The organism is Microbulbifer variabilis, assembly GCF_052467165.1.
Window position 1 is genome coordinate 150,149 of sequence record NZ_CP174301.1, and the last position, 17,155, is coordinate 167,303.

Annotated in this window: 14 protein-coding genes; 2 read left to right on the forward strand and 12 right to left on the reverse strand. The window is 44.4% G+C overall.

From position 1 onward, the window contains the following. Positions 1 to 331: 331 nt before the first annotated feature. The 6 genes from ACJJIP_RS00685 to ACJJIP_RS00710 all read right to left on the reverse strand — a co-directional run bounded on the left by ACJJIP_RS00685 (position 332) and on the right by ACJJIP_RS00710 (position 5,938). Positions 332 to 1,396, reverse strand: coding sequence for a hypothetical protein (locus ACJJIP_RS00685; protein WP_444946020.1), 1,065 nt, complete (start codon positions 1,394 to 1,396; stop codon positions 332 to 334). Between the two features lie 11 nt (positions 1,397 to 1,407). Further along, the gene (locus ACJJIP_RS00690) at positions 1,408 to 2,721 is read right to left on the reverse strand and encodes a hypothetical protein (RefSeq protein ID WP_020414236.1); all 1,314 of its coding nucleotides are present in this window, start codon (positions 2,719 to 2,721) and stop codon (positions 1,408 to 1,410) included. Between the two features lie 384 nt (positions 2,722 to 3,105). Further along, complete coding sequence (locus ACJJIP_RS00695; protein WP_444946021.1) at positions 3,106 to 4,638, reverse strand: cryptochrome/photolyase family protein; 1,533 nt, start codon at positions 4,636 to 4,638, stop codon at positions 3,106 to 3,108. A gap of 78 nt (positions 4,639 to 4,716) precedes the next feature. Further along, complete coding sequence (locus tag ACJJIP_RS00700) at positions 4,717 to 5,184, reverse strand: ATP-binding cassette domain-containing protein (protein WP_444946022.1); 468 nt, start codon at positions 5,182 to 5,184, stop codon at positions 4,717 to 4,719. 89 nt (positions 5,185 to 5,273) lie between these two features. Next, a complete protein-coding gene (locus tag ACJJIP_RS00705) occupies positions 5,274 to 5,426 on the reverse strand; it encodes a hypothetical protein (protein ID WP_444946023.1) in 153 nt (50 codons plus the stop codon). Between the two features lie 182 nt (positions 5,427 to 5,608). Then, positions 5,609 to 5,938 (reverse strand): ATP-binding cassette domain-containing protein, encoded by a 330-nt coding sequence (locus ACJJIP_RS00710; RefSeq protein WP_444946024.1) that lies wholly within the window; start codon positions 5,936 to 5,938, stop codon positions 5,609 to 5,611. Between the two features lie 725 nt (positions 5,939 to 6,663). Between ACJJIP_RS00710 and ACJJIP_RS00715 the strand changes: the two genes are divergently transcribed. Beyond that, complete coding sequence (locus ACJJIP_RS00715; protein ID WP_020414238.1) at positions 6,664 to 7,209, forward strand: carboxymuconolactone decarboxylase family protein; 546 nt, start codon at positions 6,664 to 6,666, stop codon at positions 7,207 to 7,209. Positions 7,210 to 7,279: 70 nt separating this feature from the next. Here ACJJIP_RS00715 and ACJJIP_RS00720 read toward each other — a convergent pair whose 3' ends face one another. From ACJJIP_RS00720 to ACJJIP_RS00740, 5 genes are all read right to left on the reverse strand, one after another. Next, positions 7,280 to 7,906: a hypothetical protein gene (locus ACJJIP_RS00720; protein ID WP_020414239.1), complete on the reverse strand. Its 627-nt coding sequence runs from the start codon at positions 7,904 to 7,906 to the stop codon at positions 7,280 to 7,282. Positions 7,907 to 8,221: 315 nt separating this feature from the next. Beyond that, complete coding sequence (locus tag ACJJIP_RS00725; RefSeq protein WP_282952242.1) at positions 8,222 to 9,415, reverse strand: CaiB/BaiF CoA transferase family protein; 1,194 nt, start codon at positions 9,413 to 9,415, stop codon at positions 8,222 to 8,224. 143 nt (positions 9,416 to 9,558) lie between these two features. Continuing rightward, the gene (locus tag ACJJIP_RS00730; protein WP_020414241.1) at positions 9,559 to 10,707 is read right to left on the reverse strand and encodes an acyl-CoA dehydrogenase family protein; all 1,149 of its coding nucleotides are present in this window, start codon (positions 10,705 to 10,707) and stop codon (positions 9,559 to 9,561) included. Positions 10,708 to 10,889: 182 nt separating this feature from the next. Then, a complete protein-coding gene (locus tag ACJJIP_RS00735; RefSeq protein WP_353375532.1) occupies positions 10,890 to 13,046 on the reverse strand; it encodes a 3-hydroxyacyl-CoA dehydrogenase NAD-binding domain-containing protein in 2,157 nt (718 codons plus the stop codon). Between the two features lie 13 nt (positions 13,047 to 13,059). After that, positions 13,060 to 14,271, reverse strand: coding sequence for an acetyl-CoA C-acetyltransferase (locus ACJJIP_RS00740; protein ID WP_444902523.1), 1,212 nt, complete (start codon positions 14,269 to 14,271; stop codon positions 13,060 to 13,062). Between the two features lie 383 nt (positions 14,272 to 14,654). On the opposite strand from ACJJIP_RS00740, the gene ACJJIP_RS00745 reads away from it, so the two are divergent. Continuing rightward, positions 14,655 to 15,899, forward strand: a complete 1,245-nt coding sequence (locus ACJJIP_RS00745) for an OmpA family protein (RefSeq protein WP_444946025.1) — start codon at positions 14,655 to 14,657, stop codon at positions 15,897 to 15,899. A 130-nt stretch (positions 15,900 to 16,029) separates the two neighbouring features. Here the strand turns inward: ACJJIP_RS00745 and ACJJIP_RS00750 are convergent, their stop codons facing one another. Beyond that, on the reverse strand, positions 16,030 to 17,064 hold the full coding sequence (locus ACJJIP_RS00750; RefSeq protein WP_245556709.1) for an AraC family transcriptional regulator: 1,035 nt from the start codon (positions 17,062 to 17,064) through the stop codon (positions 16,030 to 16,032). Positions 17,065 to 17,155: the final 91 nt, after the last annotated feature.

Below are 17,155 nucleotides of genomic sequence, written 5' to 3' on the forward strand. Positions count from 1 at the left end.
GAAAATTGGAAATGTCAAAAATATTCTGCGAATCAGGTTCAGCTTCCCCTCTTCTCCATAGAAGAATAAGGATCTTGGCTTGGAGGGGCCATAAAGGCTAGCCGGCAGCCGGAGAGATCTTTTTCAATTCCCCTTGTCTTGAGGAAACTTGGTCCCGTTGGATTTCTTGGTGACACTCGGTGATCTTAAGTTTACTATTGTGGCGAATAGCTAATGGTAATTGTCATAGATTATCCCAGTGTTGACTATGTGGTATAAATAAAATATAAAAACTATAAAGCTGTAGTCGTAATTCAATCAGCTTGTTTTGGGTATATTTATCTATATTCTTTTATTCTTCACCAATTAAAATTTTTTGGATTTCTTTCGGGGGTATTCGAGAGGATATCTGTATTTCCTCTTCGGCTGGATAGCTATTTGGCATTAATTTTGGTTGAATGCGATCCTCAAGAAATTTTGTAACCTCTTCGATTGACGCTTTGTGATCATCTTCACTATTTTTTTTACTGTCTATAAACTCTAGGTCACTCCAACTCTGAAGGACATGCTTTGCATTATCAATTTGTTTGCTGGTGCAAGTTAAGATGGGTTTCTCATTAGCATCCAAAAGAGACTGAGTGCGTTTGTATTTCTGTTTATGGTTGGATGTTAGCTCTATTTCAAAAGTGTTCATGATTTCTTGTGTCAGTCTCAAGTAATTTTCTCTTTGTACACTTTGATTTATACGATAAGCATTTCCAGCGTTCGTGGAAGATCTGTTAATATAGAATTGACAGCTAAGCAAGTGCTTTTCTGTAATGGGAGTACTCCAGTTAATCAATTCCAAGTCATCTTTTAGGGGTTGGCTCTCGAAATAAAGCCAATCGCTGCCCCCCTGGTTAACCCATTGAAAGTTGATAGGACCTAAAAAAGATGGCCATCTAGACGGAGTCAGATCAAAAGGGGTGGATTTTCTTCCTTTGTGTAAATTTTGTAGAAAAGTAAGATCAAAAATTCTGAATGTTTCTTGGGCCAATACTCTATTGTGGAATAAAGTTTCATTAACGGGTAAATCTTTTATTAAATTAACATTTATAAAAAAACTGACATCTCCACGCTGTCCCTGAATAATGGGTAAGCCATTGAAGCCCCATCTATTTGAATAAATACACAGAGTTTGTACTTCAGAAAAATACCTTAACTCACCAGATTTCAACCTCCATTCTAGGGGTTTGAATTTTGATAAGTCATTGATGTCAATGATATTAGGTTCTGACTCCCAGATTCCCATTGAGGAATAAGGGTCAGATTGCGGAGGTGCCAAAAAAAAGGTTTTACAGCCTGACAGTTCTTTTTGAATTTTCCTGGCCTTTTGAAAGTCAGGCCCTTTAGGGTATTTACTTCTATTGTACAGCATTTTTTATATGCCTATTTTTTAGAAAAGAGCTTTTGTGCCAATTGTTTGGAAGGCTCGGCTGCACTTTTATGATAGCCTTCATTAAGGCTCGGTATACTGGATAAAATTGTTTGTGCTGCACTGAGGCCGAGTAAGCCTACTATAGTTTGTGCCATAGTAAAGGATATTCCAAATTTGGTCGATAGGGTAGTTACTATCGTCCATGCACCGGTACCCGTAAGCACTGCTTTTTTACCAGCTTTATATAGTTTTCTCCCATGGTGCAGAGTATCAACAGCCTGGCCTGGACGATTCTCTTTCTCTGTATGTTTAAAAAGGGTATTTGCAGATATGGCTAAATCTGCCGTACCAAGGTTCTTGCCTCCTATTAACTGGGCAATTCCCGGTGTAGATTTATTCCATGTTGCATCATCTGTATTCATGCCAATTTTACGGCGAACTACATCCGCAGCATATTGGCTGGATGTGTGGTCACTAAGAAATACTTTCTGTTTTCCAGCAAGATCTACTTGTCTCTGAGCCAGTAACTTCATTGCCTCAGTAAGAACTTTAGAGCCCCCTCTATGGCTGGTCCACTCAACATGATAATTTTTATCATGCGCTTCTTTCATATGGTTGGCTAATATTCGTGCAGCCTCTAGATCTTCCCTGGTGATACTTTTTCCTAAGTTTCTTACGCATCGCCATCCAGATTTAAGCGCACCTTTTTGTGGTACATAAAATAGAAGATAACCATTTTCTTTCAACTTATTTAGGTTATTAGTATCTCCACGACTTATATGTGATGGCAAAATGTTGATTGCGTGATCCAAGTCCCTGCTATAGCCGTTGATTCCGATTTTAAAAGGAGATTCTTTTGATCCAGATACTTTAGATGATTTTTCTAATATGTACTCAGGGGCATCTTTAGATATCCATCTATCAACTGAAGATGAAAAATTTGCATTCCACAAAGCAGCTCGGTTTCTGCTTTCTGATTTATCTCCAGTAAGTCTAATATCTATAATTACCACATCAGTTTGTGGGCCACCATAATAATTATTTAGCTCATATTCTATTTCAAAGCCTGCCCCTATAACGCAGCGACGTGTAGAACTACCCTCTTTAAGAAAAGAGTTAACTGGAGCCACGCTACCGCGAAGACTATTAACCGCGCTGGTAATTGCTAGAGCATGATATCCCTCGCTGCTTGGTATAGAGCTAAGCTCTTTGTACCCTTCTAACAGTCCATGTAGTTGACCATTAGCCATAATTGAGCGGCCAGTACCCGACTGTCCAAATGGTTGTAGTCCCATGCTGCTGGCAGATTCGGGAAGAGTACTCATCGATGATTCCTTATCAATGTCATTGTGTTTTCAAAGCTATTTTAGAAAGAGTGATTGCATAAATTTATCTAAAAAAATACTAAAAAGGTATTTGTTATTTTACGCCTCTATTCAAAAATATTTGAAATTCAGGTTGGACGCCCATACGCAAAAAAATTCCCTGTGTATCTATGCGGGATAAAAAAATAGTGCCAGAGTGGAATTAGTTTAGAGTGCGGATGAATAGTATCCTCGTACAAGTTACAGGTGGTGGGAATGTAATTACATGTAATAAGTCATTGTTGATATCGTGATACATTTCACACATATAAGGTATGGCGATTAGATTTTTTATAGGGAACTAACTGATCTAAATGTACTAATTAAATTAAAGTGACAGCCTGCTTAAGAATAGAGCTTTCTTATAAATCTCATTGCCTGTTTCTGAATATCATTTTTCTCCTGACTCGTCATTTTATCCAATGTGCTGAGCATCATTGCCATTCTTGGATTGCCATTAAGGTATTTCTTTTTTTTAAGTAGAAAGTACCAATAAAGGCTATTGAACGGACATGCATCATCTCCTACTCTTTCCTTAACCTTATATCGGCAATCTTTGCAGTAATTGCTCATTTTATTAATATAAGAACCGCTACTTACATAGGGCTTTGTTGCTAATAGGCCTCCATCCGCATACTGGCTCATCCCCCTAGTATTCGGCATTTCCACCCATTCAATAGCATCGATATAGACTCCCAGATACCAGGCTTCTACCTGGTTTGGATCTGTTTGGGTTAGTAACGCAAAGTTACCGGTGATCATCAGACGTTGAATATGATGGGCATAAGCATTTTGAAGGCTGTTGCTTATAGTTTGATGAAGACAGTTCATATCCGTGTTCGCATCCCAGTAGAAGGCAGGAAGTGGACTGGAGTTATTTAGTTTGTTTTCCTTACTATAATCAGGCATTTCTCTCCAATAGATTCCCCTCATATATTCCCGCCACCCAAGTACTTGGCGAACAAACCCTTCTACTTGGCTGATATGAATAGATTTTTTATTAGATCTCCAGTGGGAAATTACTGCTTCAATAACTTCTGAAGGGCTTAACATCTTGGTGTTGAGAGAAAAACTCAAGCGGCTATGAAACAAGTAAACTTCATTTGGGTCCATCGCGTCCTGATAATCGCCAAAATAGGGTAATAAATATTTACAAAAATGCCGAAGCATTTTTTGGCTTTCTATTCGATTACTTGGCCATGGAAAGTTTATTGGGTCAATACTTCCTATGGTTTTAATTCCAGATTTATTTATTCTCCTCAGTGTTTTTTTTACATCTTTTCTAATTTGGCATTGTTTAGGAATTGTAATCTCGCCTTTCCATTTCTTTCGATTACTTTGATCATAATTCCATTTCCCCCCTTCAGGTTCTCCTGTGTTTTTTATCAAAATATTATGCTTTCTGCGCATGTGATGATAAAAATTCTCCATTAGAAGAGTTTTTTTTCCATCAAAGAAATCACCTAACTCTGTTCTTTTGGTGAGAAAGTGTTCACTATCATATGTCTCAGATTCAATATGTATTTCTTTACATAGAATCTCTAGTTGTTTATCAAGGCGATATTCATCTGGTAATTGATACTCAAATTTATTGATATCATATTTTTTTATTATCTGTTTTATATTTTTAGAAAGATCTTGCTGATTCTCTCTATCTTGTAATTGATAGTATAAAATTTCTTTGTTGCGTGATTTTAGCCATTCAGCGAAATTCTGCATAGCTTCAAAAAAAGCGACTACCTTCTGAATATGGTGAGCGGCGTAGTCTGTCTCCTGGCGCATTTCGGCCATGAAGTATATGATTTTCTGATTCTTTTCTCTGTACCATGAGTGTTTATAATTCAGCTGGTCCCCAAGGATCAAGCGAAGCGTATTCAAAGTTAGTATTCTCTTTTGCTGGGTAATTAATAGGGTTTCTCTTAGTCCAGTATAAGTTGACTGTCGATACCTATAGCATCAATAAAATTTAAATCGTGTGAGACCAATAAAATCGTGCCAGGAAACTCTGCAATGGCATCTGTTAATAGCTGGCGGGAACGCCAGATGCAAGTGATTATCCGGTTTATCCAGTAGTAGCGTGGTGGTAATGCCTCGTGTAGCTGCAATTAACGCCACTTTGAGTTGCTCCCCTCCACTTAGGCACTTCAGGGGGCGCAGAGGCATATTTCTTCTTATTCGCAGGCTTCCAAGTATGGTACGCCATTCAGGTTCCTTTTTACCTGGATAGAAATTGGATAGATTGTCTAAGGCGGATAATTCTTTGTCGAGAATGCTGAAATCCTGATCTAAATAGCAAAAACTATCATGATTTCTGTAAACACCACCTCGCGCTTTAAGCTGACCAGTGATGACCTTTAATAATGTAGATTTCCCGCTTCCATATATTCCGGAACTCCTGCAACGGTCTCCTCTGCGTAGAGTCAAAGATATGGGCCTCTTATAAGAGCCATAAGGGAGTTGTAAATTTTCGATATGTAATTGTATCGTCTTTATAGAATTCCAATTAATGAGAGTTAGTTTCGGTAGTCGTAATCTTTGTGAATCAATTGTAGATGTTTTTTATCCCATCTCTCTGCTTCTAACAGTAATTGGCGTTGCTCCAGATTACGCTTTAATTTCCCTGGGCCTTTTTCTGCACGATCTTTCTGTGCATCCATAAGACTCATACTCTTAGGTTTCCTTTTGTTTTTACCCTGCTGTTGCCTAATGACATATTTATTAATATTTTGCTATCTAACTTTATTTAATTGTTCTAACGCTTTTCGATTGCCCTCTGTTTTTTGAAGTAGAGCAGTTTGTTCCACTTCTTTTTATTGTATATAAGTGCTGCATTCATCTCCATAAAATCTTAGGCTGTTAATATTCCTCCTGTATTCTTGATTATTTTTTCTCGTAACCATTTACATCCATTCTCATCAAGGTGATTGCTAGGTTCATCTATAAGCAGGAAGTTATTTGAAAGTGAAAATGCATGGGAAAGGAGTAATCTGGCTCTCTGTCCACCGCTCAATTTTTTTAAGGAAGTATCTAGTGGAGTAATAATATTTGCCTCTTCTAGCTGGTACTGCCAAGTAAGAGGTAGGTGCCAATAGTCTGCTAAAGATATCAGATCATTTTCTGATTTATGCCCCCGTTCTAACCTTATAAAATATCGTACAGCTTTCCTTGTTCGAGACAATCGACGATCTTTAATTCAGGACGATCATTAGGTTATTGTACCATGTGGTAGGGCCTTCTCCAGGATACCCTATCGCTATCAGCTGAGGTTTGCCCGCAGAGTATTTTTAGAAGTGGATTTACCATAACCATTGGCGCAACTAGACCGATCATACCGGGAGGTCATTCCAAATTCATTTTTTGGAAAAGAGATGTATCTCCAAATGCTAGAGAAAGGTTTTCAATAGTACAAATAGCTATCATATGCCCTCCGATGATCGAATTGGGCAGCGTATTTCTACTTTCAGGGAAGATATATTCTTGTCGAAATTACGCCACCTGCATAGGATTAATCACCTGCATAGGATTAAAAAGGACCGCAAAAGAGTGCGGGTTTAATTCATCGGCGTAAATGACTCCAATCGAAGTATAAGATATGGAGATTCAGGACGTGGATACTTATTTTAACCATATGCTCTAATGAATCATCGAAGATGATTCAAGAACTTTTTTTCAGAGGGGAATACATTGTTGCTTATTCTTCGGGCTTAAACAGTTAGCCTGGTAGTGAGTTGCCGGTTATACAAAAGATATTTTTACCGCTGCAGTCATTTTATAATTTATTTGTGAGTAACTATCTGAAAAAGGGATTAATTTTCAGTTGGTCCTACAATACGATGGTCGCTCGGGATGGATTATAAAAATAAACTCTTTAATTTGTCCAAGTAGTCATTTGAGGAGCGCCTTATGAGCAGAATACCGTTGGCTTCAGTACAGGACTTCGACAATAAAACTCAAGAGTTATTGCAGGGTTTACCACCTGTCAATATCGCATTAATGCTAGCTAGGACTGGAATTGCACCCGAAATATATTCGGTAGTTTCTGCGTTATTTAGTGATGATTATTTGCCGGATGATGATCGGGAAATTATTCTTTATCGTATTTGTAAGGATAATGATTCTCAGTATGAAATAAATTTTCATCGAAAGACCGCTGCACTCCCTCAAGAAATTGTTGATATAGTGCTTTCTGATGATTTAGGCCCTCTGGAAACCTGGCACCAGGTGCTTTGCAAGGCCTGTGATGAAATAACCAATAACGCAAAAATGTCTGAAGATTCAGTGAAGGCCTTTGTGGATCATTATGGAACCTATGACATGGCCTGCAGGGCAATCTTTCTGTTAAGTTGGTTCAATATGCTGACCAGGTATTCTGACTCAACCGGTGTCCCGTTTGAGAATGATGAAGTTCTCAAATCCATTGTCTCCCCAGTTAAAATGGGGAGACATTGATAGTTTTCTTATTTTTTAGGCTGAGTAGATAAGTTGTAACTAACTTTATTTCGGAGCTAAATGATCTTGATTATAGACCCAGGCAATTTTCCGATCGATAAAACAAACTGGTGCGGTGTAAACCTGTTGTCGTGGGTTTAATCCCCTCAAAGTGAAGAACTTTAAATCCAGCAGATTTTCCAAGATCAATAGCTGGAGAATATTTACTGCGGGATGAATCATCCAGCAATATGACCCCGTCACCGGTTAAGCGAGATAAACTTTGTTTAAAGCAGTTTACCCGGTCACGTCCATCCACTACCACAAGCTGGAAATTCTGTTCAAATTTGTTGATTGACCGGCAATACTCTCCATCTTCATCCGCCTCTTGCAAAATGACTTTGGCATTATCTGGTAATTGCTTAGCCATTGTTTCAAACCACTTGGGATTGTCTTCCACACTTTGTATTGAAGATACCCGCTCGGCATAAAATCGGGTTGAAAAACCACTTCCAAACTCAAATACATTGATATCTTTACTTAGGCGCTCTTTGAGAAAGTGAATTACAGGATAATTCATCCATGGAAGAGCATTGCCATCTACATCACAAGGGTAGCCACGCTTAAATGATTCAAGCCAACCGGTAACGCGAAGGTAGGAGGACTTGCGAAAAATCGCCCTCCGGGCGGCGATAAATCGCCAGAAAGGATTTGTCATAAATCTCGAATCCTAGGGTTATTTTTATCACGTTAAATTATGCCCAAGCAGTACCATAAATACAATTGAGAGGGTAGAGCGCAGTATTAGGTGTGATCGGAAGAATCTGTTTTTTGTGAGCCTGATTCTTAGATCCAGTGATTGTTGAGCTGATTAACAAATCGACACTGAAAATAGTTAATAACTTGTACTTCCTTTCATAAAATGATGATTAAGAGCTAGTTTGCACTAGCTAGCCTGTAAGCCCTTTATTTCTATGAGTCATAGCTTGTCCATATTGAGAACTGCTAAAGACGACCAGTTATTCCTGAGTCTTTAGCAAGAAGTGCTTTGAGCACAGATTTGCTTTACTTCGTCCTGGGTGAATCCCAAAGACAATAATATACCTTCGCTGTGCTCACCAAGATCTGCGCCTGCTATATGTTGTTGACTTTTTTCATTGCCAAAATGAAAAGGGGTATTTATTTGCTTGACCCTATTTCCGTTAGCTGTTAATGCCACACTTAGCATTTTGCGTTCTTGCATTAGAGAACTTTCAGCGGCTTCATTGAAGCTGAGCACGGGTTCTACACAGGCGTCGCTTTTTTCAAAAACACGTATCCATTCTATAAGCTCACGCTGGATAATGATGTTGGCAATATCTTGTTTAAGTTGATTTTGTTGAGTTTCATCAAATATACGGTCTTCCCACTCTGGATGACCTATGCCTACAAAAAATGCCTCAGCAAATTGCGGTTCCAGGCTACCCACGGCCAGGTGACGATCATCCGCAGTTTGATAATAATCATAGAAGCTACCACCATTAAGAAGTTCCATTTCCAACTTCGGATCACAACTTTCAGTCAGGGCATTAGCTCCGCTAATGGCATTTAGGGCAAATGCGCAGTCGGTCATGCTGATATCAATATATGTCCCGCTATTGGTTTGCTGACGCTTATATACAGCGGCCAGAATCGCCATTACCGCGTGGTGCGAACCACCAGCAATATCGGCAATTTGCATACCACTTAGGCTGGGGCCGCTTTTACTCCTGCCTGAATAGCTGGCTAGTCCGCAGCGAGCCAGGTAATTGATATCGTGACCGGCGCGCTGTTTCAGTGGGCCTGTTTGCCCGTATCCGGTGATTGAGCAATAAATGATATCTGGGCGGATGATTTGAAGGGACTCATATCCAAATCCAAGCCTATCCATAACACCGGGTCGAAATTGCTCAATGACAATATCGTATTTCCCAAGTAAACGGCGAATAACCTCCCTTGCTTCCGGTTTTTTTAGATCAAGTGCCAGGGATTTTTTATTACGATTGATTGTAGCGTGCGCCGCTGAAAGGGGATGCTTAGTATCAACCATGGGTGGGAAGCTGCGCAACATATCTGGACGCGTTGGGGACTCGACCCGTAAAACATCAGCCCCCATATCGGCCAATAACATAGTGGCATAGGGACCCGGTAAAAGGGTGGAGAAATCAAGTATCTTGAGGCCTTGCAGGGGGGCATTCTGATCTTTCATAGCATCGCAAGCCTGTTTTATCTTTATATGATTATGTGAATAATCTGGTCTCGTGGTAGTTCGAGATCAGAAGTTATTAGCGATAGTGCATTGTACTGTGAGAGGACTAGCCGATAAGCAGGCAGCTAATCGGCTACTGGTGATCAGGTATCGCGAAGGAGTTCGCGTGAAATAATCAGTTTCATGATCTCATTGGTACCTGCATAAATACGCTGGACACGAGCATCCGCCCAGGCACGGGCAATGGGGTACTCCCACATATAGCCGAAACCGCCATGTAACTGAACACATTCATCAAGTAATTTACACTGAAAATCAGTACTGAGTAATTTTGCTTTGGCGGCGGTAGCGACATCGAGCCTTTTCTCATAATGTAGCTCCAAACAGCGGTCTACAAAAACACGCAGTGCAGTGAGTTCACTGTCGAGTTCAGCTAATTTAAATTGTGTATTCTGGAAAGCCGAGATAGGTTTTCCAAAAGCTTTGCGCTCTCGCACATAGTCGAGAGTCCACTGCAGGGCGGCTTCAGCATTGGCCATTGCAAAGATGGCCACGCTGAGGCGCTCTTGAGGTAATTCCTGCATTAGGTAGATAAATCCCTGGCCCTCGGCTCCCAACAAATTTTCTACCGGTACCTTTACATCATCAAAAAATAGCTCGGAGGTATCCTGGGCTTTCATACCAATTTTTTCCAGGTTGGTGCCCCTCTTGAACCCTGGAGAGTCTGCATCCACTAATAGTAAGCTAACTCCAGAGGCCCCTTCACTGGGATCAGTTTTAGCAACTACTATGACGAGGTCAGCATGCTGGCCGTTGGTAATAAATGTTTTAGAGCCATTGAGCAGGTAGTGATCGTCCTGTTTGATGGCTGTGGTTTTCACTCCCTGCAAGTCTGAGCCTGCGCCGGGTTCAGTCATGGCAATTGCGGTAACTATCTCACCGCTAATGCACTTGGGCAGCAATCTTTTCTTCTGCTCTTCTGTACCATATTTGATGATATAAGGCACGGCTATATTCGAATGAAGTCCCCAGCCAATACCTGACAATCCGGCGCGGGCAACTTCTTCATCGAGAATGGAGTTGTAACCGTAGTCCAGTTCCAAGCCGCCATAAGCCTCTGGAATTTGCGGGCATAAGAACCCCATCTCTCCAGCTTTATTCCATAAAGCACGATCGACTTGCCCATCTTTTTCCCACTGGCCATGGTAGGGGATGGCTTCATTTTCGAGGAACTTACGCACTGTATCGCGAAATTGCTCATGTTCTTCGTTGTAAACAGTTCTCGGTATCATCAGTTACTCCATCTTTATTCGTTATTATCTGGAACTTCGGATAATAGTAAGTGCTTAGATCAGTATAAAAATAGTCTCATTTGTATTGGTTTTGTGTGAGAAAGGTATTGTTGCAGAAATACTGACCCCGCGGCACCTTGCGGGCCACGGGTTTGAAAGGTACGTAAATACTGCTTCTGGAATTACTCTTTGTCTTTCAGGCTTTCCCTGGATTCTGCCAGTTCTATCAATACTGCCGGAGGAGAAAATCTTTCTCCATAAGCTTCCGCAAGCTGCTGCGCACGCTGGGCAAACTTAGCAACGCCATACTGATTGATATATTGCAGGGATCCACCTGTCCAGGGTGGGAAGCCAATACCAAAAATGGAGCCGATATTTGCATCTCGCACACTGCGCAGTACTTTCTCTTCATAGCAGCGCAAGGTTTCTAGCGCCATGATAAATAGCAGGCGCTCTTTGATATCTTCTATTGGCGGTTGATTAGAGAGCGGGAACTCCTGATGTAGTCCTGCCCATAAGTGTTTTTTGCCGCCTTCTGGGTAGGAGTAAAACCCGCCACCCGCAGCTTTACCGGCACGGCCTAGTTCCAACATATGGTCTATCGCGGCGTCGGCTGGATGAGTAGGAGCTGTTTTCCCTTCTTTTTGTAAATCGTTGATAGTTTGCTGACGAATTTTTCCCATTAGTGTTAAGGAAACCTCATCGCTAACTGCCAAGGGACCTACCGGGAATCCTGCTAGGGAAGCAGCGTTCTCAATAGTGGCGGGGTTTACGCCCTCGCTGAGCATGCCAATCCCTTCATTGGTAAAGCAGCCGAATACCCTTGAAGTAAAAAAGCCACGGCTGTCATTAACTACAATAGGGGTTTTGCCTATTTGCAATACGAAAGCAAAGGCTTGGGCCAGAGTTTCCTCACCGGTTTCCTCTCCGCAGATAATTTCCACCAGAGGCATTTTGTCGGCGGGGGAGAAAAAGTGCATGCCAATAAAGTTTTTTGGACGTGCTGACGCTTTCGCAAGCCCAGTAATGGGCAAGGTTGACGTATTGGATGCGAAGACAGCGTCGTTACTTAACTCTGCCTCCGCTTCGCGGGTGACTTTGGCTTTTAGTTCGCGATCCTCAAAGACTGCTTCAATTACCAGTTCGCAGCCGGTTAGATCAGACGCGTTGTCGGTGGGGAGGATACGGGACAGGATGGATTGCATACGCACTTCATCGGTACGACCGCGCTGCAGGCGCTTTTGCAGAGAGTTCTCCGCATAGCTTTTACCCTTTAGGGCGGCCTCCATAGAGACATCTTTTAGGACTACCTCGACCCCTTTACTGGCGCAGGCATAAGCTATTGCAGAGCCCATCATGCCGGCGCCCAAGATCCCAATTTTTTGTATAGGCTGAGTCTCCAGTTTGCGAGTGTCCTGAGGTAGGGAGGCACCGGCCTTCAGCTCATTGAGAGCAAACCAGAATGTGCCAATCATATTTTTCGCCACCTGCCCGCATGTGAGTTCGACAAAGTGACGTGACTCGATGCGTGTTGCCGTTTCAAAATCTACCTGTGCGCCCTCGACTACGGTAGCGAGGATTGCCTCGGGAGCAGGTAGACATCCACGGGTTTTCTTTTCCAGCATGGCTGGGGCGATCATTAGCAGCTGGGCATTTTTGGGGTTCTTGGCATCCCCGCCAGGCATGCGGTAATCGGGCTTATCCCAGGGCTGTAAAACCTGGGTATCGCTGCTGGCCTGGATAAAAGCACGCGCTTTATTTAACAAGTCATCTGCGTCGCTGGCTGTCTGGTGAAGCAGACCGGCTTCCAGGGCTTGTTTTGCTCGCACCTGCTTGCCCTCGAGTAGGAAAGGCAGGGCATTTTGGATACCCAATAAGCGGGGCATCCGTACACAGCCACCACCACCGGGAAGAAGGCCAAGCGTGACCTCGGGAAGGCCGATTTTAACTGCTCCGTCATCCAGGGCTATCCGCTGGTGGCAGCTAAGGGCAATTTCCCAGCCGCCACCCAGTGCGGCACCATTAATCGCAGCCACAACCGGTTTGCCCTGGGTTTCCAGCCAGCGCAGGTTGGCTTTTAGCGATTCACATGAGGCAAAAAATGCTTCGGCGTCGTCTCGTTGAGCAGAGTAGAGAGATTTAAGGTCGCCACCAGCAAAGAAAGTTTTTTTAGCTGAACGAACAATGATGCCTTTGTAGTCCTGTTTTTGCAGTTGTTCCACTACGGCTTGGAGAGAGTCGGTAAAGTCTTTGTCCATCACATTGGCCGACGCATTGGGATTGTCCATAATCAGGTGGACAATGTTGTCGCTGTCTTTTTCTAGGCGAATAGATTTCATTTTTTTGTCCCCCTTAAACCCGCTCAATTATGGTTGCTACGCCCATACCACCACCCACGCACAAGGTCACAAGGCCGTAACGCTGCTGCCGCTGTTCCAGTTCGTCCAACACAGTGCCAATCAGCATGGCGCCGGTGGCTCCCAGTGGGTGGCCCATAGCGATAGAGCCGCCATTCACATTGAGCTTTTGTGGATCGATATCCAACTCGTGCTGGAAACGGAGTACTACTGAGGCGAAGGCTTCGTTCACTTCGTAGAGGTCTATATCCTGCGGGGTTAGGCCTGCAGCCTTAAGGGCCTTCCGTGTGGCCGGTGCAGGGCCCGTCAGCATGATGGTGGGTTCGCTGCCAACAACAGCTGCGGAAATGATACGCGCCCGCGGTGTCAGATTCAGATCGCGACCGGCCTGCTCGCTGCCAATCAGGATTGCAGCAGCGCCATCGACGATCCCTGAGGAATTACCGGCGGTGTGTACATGGTGAATTGACTCCACTTGTGGATAACGGGAAATGGCAATGCTGTCGAAGCACAGGTCCCCCATACCGGCAAAGGAGGGGTTTAGGTTTGCCAGGCCCTCAAGGGAAGTGTCGGGCCGCACAAGCTGGTCTCTGTCCAGGATTAGCAGGCCATTTTCATCTAGTACTGGAATGATTGACTTGGCAAAGGCGCCTCTTTCCCAGGCTGCAGCAGCTTTGCGCTGTGATTCGAGGGCAAAGTTATCCACATCCTCGCGGGAAAAACCGCCGAGGGTGGCAATCAGGTCGGCGCCGATACCCTGGGGAGCAAAACTGGTGTCTATAGCGGTTTGAGGGTCCAGGGCCCAGGCGCCGCCGTCACTGCCCATTGGCACTCTGGACATGGATTCCACTCCGCCGGCCACGACCAGGTGCTCCCAACCTGAGCGTACCTTGGCTGCTGCCAAATTGACGGCTTCGGCACCGGATGCACAGAAGCGGTTGAGGGTGACGCCACCAATATCCTGGTTCCATTGAGCGGCGAGAGCGGCCACCTTAGCAATATCTGCACCCTGATCGCCGATTGCTGTGACACAACCCATGACGATGTCATCGACCTTGGCGGTGTCCAATTGGTTGCGACCCTGTAATTCTCGCAGTAAGCCGGAAAGCAGGGTGATGGGTTTGACTTCGTGTAGTGCTCCGCTGGATTTTCCCTTTCCGCGGGGGGTGCGGATTGAATCGTAAATGTAGGCTTCTGTTGTGGGCACGGTTCTCGCCTCTTTATTTTTGATTGTGGGTATAACCATAGTTACGTGCAGATTAGGTGCAATGATGAAAGACGACAGGGACGGTGACGCAGATGTCTGCTGTGGTTATCAAGTGAGTGAAGATAATTTTTATTCATTATTCCAAATCAAACTAACCCGGTGACTCGGCTGCCGTACACTCAAATAAGGCGCTCTATTTTTTATTGTTCACCAAAATTTTTTGGCGGATCAATTTGCTTCGTAAAGAGAAAACACGGGTGCAATTTGGGGGCGCAGGCTTGGTAATTACGCAATAAATATTTGAATGATATTGAATTTTTCGCGTACTGGGACCCGAGAAGGCCATTGGCAGATTGCGCGAATATTGGCAGTGAGGTTTGGCTATGGCAGAAAATCTACTGGAAATAGCAGCGAGCCAGTTGGGTGCTTCGGGCACTGGTGCGCTGGCTTCGGCCCTCAATATTCCGGAAGAGAAAGGCCAAGCGGCACTGGATAGTGGTATCGCGTATTCCCTGGCCGGTATGCTGAATAAAGCCAGCAGCAAAACCGGTATGGGATATTTATTCAATATGATTACCGATAACGAGGCACTGGACCTCTCGACGGTAACAGAGAGTTTTTCTGACAAAGACAAACTCGGTGCCATTTTGCAAACCGGCGCAGGAATGTTGCAAAAGGTTTTTGGTACCAGTACTGAAGAAGTGAAAAAACTGGCTTCATCGACATTGCCTAGTGGCGATGGCAGCCGCCTGCTCCAGTTGGCCCTGCCAATTGTTACATCCTTACTGAATGGCCAAGTAAAGATGCACAAAATGGATGTTTCTGATTTGGCATCTTTCCTGATCGGCCAACGTGAATTTCTCCAGGGCAAAGTCCCCGATGCATTGCTCAAAGCCCTAAATGTTCCCAGCTTTGATCAATTGGGTGCATCACTGATTACTCACGGCCATGCCAAACCACAAGAACCCCGCCCAGAAGCTCTGCATGGTAATGGTGAAAAGCGTAAACCAGTAAGTTTCAGCAGCTGGTTTTTTCCGCTGTTACTTGTATTGGTGGCTCTTTATGCGCTGAATATGTGCATGGATAAGGGAAGGGAGGAGGCGCCTGAGAATCGCCCCTCTTTGACTTCTCAGGAGCAGGCTTTTATGGAATCGCCTTCTGAGCCCGTTGGAGACTCCCCATTAACCGATAGCAATGCCCAGGCGGAACTTGGACCGGATGATTTTGCCAGCAACCTGCGCGACTATTTGAAGAGTTTTGCCCGGGAGCCTGACCGGGAGTTTCCACTCAGGGTTCAATTTGAAGGGGGGACTGCGAAGATTCTCGATCCTTCGGCACCTGATATCAATGCTCTGGCAAAAATAATGCAGGAAAACCCGAACCTGAGCATTGCTATTGAGGGGCATGTAAAGGGTGAGGGTAATGAAATCCGGGAACAGGAGATTTCCCAGGAGCGTGCAGATGTAGTGCGGGAGATACTCTTGCAGAAGGGAATCGCGGCTAACAGAATTACCGCTACCGGTATGGGATCTGCCAAGGAGGTCCCAGAGGATGAAGCTGAGAAGAGAGAACAGAGAAAGATGAGTAATGAGCGTATCAGCGTGCGGGTGGTAACTTTTAGCAACTGAAAATTGATAACAGAGCTTGTGAAAGTCAAAGGAGCAAAAAGCCCCGCTAATTTTGTGGGGCTGTATTTTGGGGCAATTAGTTTTCTGATTTTTGCATTAAGCCAAAGAGAATTTAGTTTTCGGATTTTCTTTAATCATTGCGGAATTTTTCCCGGTAGGCGCCGGGGGCAAGGCCTGTCCACTTTTTAAAGGCGCGGTTGAAGGCGCTGGGCTCGGAAAAGCCAAGTCGCTCGGCAATTTCTGCTACTGCAGTCTCCTGTTGTTTTAACTGGTATACAGCCATATCTCGGCGCACTGAGTCCTTGATGTCCTGCCAGCTATTACCCTCCTCCTTGAGTCTTCGGCGAAGCGTCTGTGGGGATGTATACAGGCGCGCGGCTACATCGTCGAGGGATAGGTTTTCTATGCTGTTTTGTTGTTGCAGCATACGCCTAATGCGGCCGGTGAAGCTGTGGTCAGATTTGTATTGGGTGAGAAGACACTCGGGAGCACGGGACAAGAATTCGGCCAGTTGCTGTTCATCGCGCACCAGTGGCATTTGCAGGTAGCGAGTACTGAATACCAAGCAGGTTTCGGCTTGATTGAAATAATGCCGACAGGGAAACATTTCACTGTAATCTTCGTTGTAATCCGGCTGAGGGAAGGCCAGTAAAACGCGCTCAAGGAGAATGGTGCGATCGATCAACCAGCTAAAGAAGCGCAGCCATATAACTGCGATAGACTCGACAAAAATCTGGTTGGGCAGGTTCTTGTCATTAGTGTGATGGATAATCAAGCGAGCTTCCTCGCCATCCTCCACCAATTTGATATGCAGGTCATCACTGACCATGCTGATAAACCGTCCGGAGCGCAGAAGGGCACGACGCAGGTTTGGGCAGCTGATACAGGCATGTCCCATCATGGCGAAGGTGCCAGGCAGCCACGGACGAGCCAGAAAGCCCCCCGATTCGTCATTCAGCAGATCCCATTCCCTGCGTAGCAGGTTGGCCATCTGATCGCGGCTGATGCGGTTATCAGGGTCCTCAAGCAGGGTGGGATCTATACCGCTGTCGTGCAGTATCTGCAAGCAGTCCAATCCTGCTTTGTGGGCACCAACCAGTTGGGCGCGCACGACCGTGGCAGGTATACCCGGGTCCTCGTGGAGTTTGGGGTTTTCAGTTTCCACTCTCTCAGCCCTCAACTTTATTTTGTAAGCTGCATATTTTTGCTCAAGTGCAGGCATGGATTATGCGCAATGCGCGTCAGAAAGTCAGGTT